Origin of the sequence: Methylobacterium sp. WL7 (assembly GCF_008040085.1) — a bacterium.
Classification (GTDB): domain Bacteria; phylum Pseudomonadota; class Alphaproteobacteria; order Rhizobiales; family Beijerinckiaceae; genus Methylobacterium; species Methylobacterium mesophilicum.
In genome coordinates this window covers 1-2,569 of sequence record NZ_VRVG01000270.1, presented here as the reverse complement: position 1 = coordinate 2,569, position 2,569 = coordinate 1, and the positions used below count along the sequence as shown (strand labels likewise).

The 2,569-nt window shown below is 60.6% G+C and carries 2 protein-coding genes; one reads left to right on the top strand and one right to left on the bottom strand.

Annotated features, from left to right (window positions below; translation table 11 throughout):
- Positions 1 to 699: 699 nt before the first annotated feature.
- Positions 700 to 1,263, top strand: a complete 564-nt coding sequence (locus FV233_RS29045; protein WP_147899601.1) for a PilZ domain-containing protein — start codon at positions 700 to 702, stop codon at positions 1,261 to 1,263.
- A 268-nt stretch (positions 1,264 to 1,531) separates the two neighbouring features.
- Here FV233_RS29045 and FV233_RS29040 read toward each other — a convergent pair whose 3' ends face one another.
- A complete protein-coding gene (locus tag FV233_RS29040; protein WP_147853195.1) occupies positions 1,532 to 1,795 on the bottom strand; it encodes a hypothetical protein in 264 nt (87 codons plus the stop codon).
- Between the last annotated feature and the right edge of the window lie 774 nt (positions 1,796 to 2,569).

The following is a 2,569-nucleotide window of genomic DNA, read 5'->3' as shown; positions in this document are numbered from 1 at the left end:
GGGCGGGACTTCGATGCGCTGAACCGAGGCGAGAAGTAACGTGGCAACGTGGCAACGTGACAGCGCTGTCACGTGACGTTGACGTGGTCGCAGCGTGGCTACTGACCTCAATCCTCCAGCGTAACGCAGGTGCCTAAAAAGGCCTTGCGAGCTGGCCCCTGCAGCTTCTGATCTACGGCCTGGCGGCGGCAGCGTGCCAGAACCTCAGGATCGACGTCGTCAGCAGCCTCTTCGCCTGAGGCCGACGCGCTTAAGGCACGCTCTTCGTCAAGCTGCGGCAGGCTTTGTGCAACGCTCACAGAGGGCAGGCAGGTGAGGGCCGTTAAGGCGGCTATGAGCGCGAGGGTGGGTCGCACGAGTATCCGCCTGGCTTGGCACGTCGAGCGGGCACCGTGGATGCGATCTAAGGCGAAGGTTCGACCCTCCGATCTCGCCCTTATCATGGACCAGTCCGGCCACCGCGATCCTAGGTCCGTGGTCGGGTACATCCGACGAGCGAACGCCTTCAAGGGGCACAGCGTGAGTGGGTTCCTCTAGCGAGCAATCACCAAGCCCTTCGGTGGCCTCCGCTCCGATAGCTCGGTTGCAGAACGCAACTTCCGAGCATGTTAAAATTTCTTAGGAATTTCGCTCAGGTTTAGATGCCTTAAACGGTCGAGCTTCTAAACTTCGCTTAGGGGACAAGCGGAGACAACTTCCGTGGCAGATCGATTTAGCCTTACAACCAAGGGTAGATACTGCCTGATCGGGGGGGCAGACGTTCCGTGCCTCGCCGACCTTTCGTCTTCCGCCTCCATAGAACTTCGGCGCGTCACAGATGGGCCGCTGCCGGAAGCCGAAACACGCATCACCTGTTACCTCGACAACATCGGGATGGTCGATGGAGTGGTGCTGCACGGGAGACCCCGCGGCTTCGTGTTCCAAGTGGTAGGAAGTGCAGAGCGCCGCTCTCGGATTGAAGCGCGGCTTACCTGGCTACGCAGTGCGGGTGAGCGGGACGATCAGCGTGAGGCAACCCGCATCGTTCCGGTCCACCGCGAGGTAAGAGTCCAGCTTTATGGCGATCGCATATCCGAAGCGGTCGTCGCGGACCTATCCATGACCGGAGCCGCGCTACTCCTCAGCGAGCGCCCCGAGATCGGTACGACGGTGACGGTCGGGAAGCGCTACGCGACGGTGGTGCGTCACACTCCTGATGGAGTCGGCGTGGCTTTCCGGATGCCGTTCGGCCCGTTGACGTTCAACGAGCGCGTGATCCTTTGATTTGCCTTCCTACGTCTCAGAACAGGATGACGCGCCGAGTAGTCCGGACCACGGGATGCGGTGATCGACGGCATGCTGGCAGCCGCCTGCATCAGCTACCTCGCCACCCTATCGGATCAGGGGTAGGAAAGGTCCAGATGGCCATGATGACGACGGAGGGACTTACCGTCGTCTGCATCATGCCGGTGACGGAGCGGTTCTTGCGCTTCATCAGCCTGCCTGTGGAACTGCACTAACGGAGGCGAGGCTGGTATGAGGGGACGAAGGGTTAAGCGTCCTCGGACCGCCCCTCCGCTGCGTACCAAGGCAGCAGAGCGTAATCCATCATCTCCTTGACGGCCGGACCGGCCACGCCGCGTGGGTCTTCACTACCGGTCATCTTTAAGCTCAGTGCGAGAGCCTCGATGATGGTGTCGCGCTGCTTTTGGCTCATCAGCGAGATGGCTGTCCCCAGAGTCTTCTGCAGGACCTCCACTCGGACGGTCAGATCGCGTAGCTCTTCAAGCAGGATATTCTCAAGGGGTGAGGACAATTTGGGCTCCGTCGGCTCGGCTGTCCCACCGATGTAGCCCGCTCGCCCATCGCCGTCTCGGCCTCCGGAGCAGAGCGCCTATCCATTGCCTCACCCAATCCCACCGCGAACTACGTACTCATGGGTATTAATCAATCATTGGCGACTGGATACACTCTATCAGATTGCGAGTTAAGGATGATCTAGGCCGTATTCAGCCTGCAAAGCAGAGCAGGCGGCACGGCATATGCCAGTTATGGTCGATGTATCTGAGCTTCCTGCCCCACTCGCACTCATCCTGCGGCCTTGGGGCGGCGTCTTGGAAACGGCGCCTGTCGGCATGGGAGAGAATGTTCGGGCCGTAGCGGCCATCGCCTCCGCAAGCCTCTGGCGCCGGGTCGTCATGATGCCCCCGATCGAACAGGGACTTGCGAGAGCCCTGTCCGCTTCTACCGAGCTTGCAGCCGAGCTAAACGGAGAGCATGCAAGTCAGCCCAGCGTTCGAACCCAAGCGTTGGCGGCTTTCGACGCCTTGATTGCGCTGCTGCTCGAGGCACGGCCGAACGCACGGGCCAAGGGACTGGGGCTTGGCTGGTAGACGCGAAGAACCGCTGCTTTCTCGATACCTATTAGACAACCATTCAGGTCTATTCTCCGGCTCAACTGGCGCCATGAGCAGCTAAATGTCCGCTATTTCAGTGCGTTCGCGCCGTCACCCTGCATCGAAGGCCGGGGTCATCTCGAATGGCGGATGGATGGCCGGGTGAACCGTTGTAGATATCTCTGTCAGCGGCG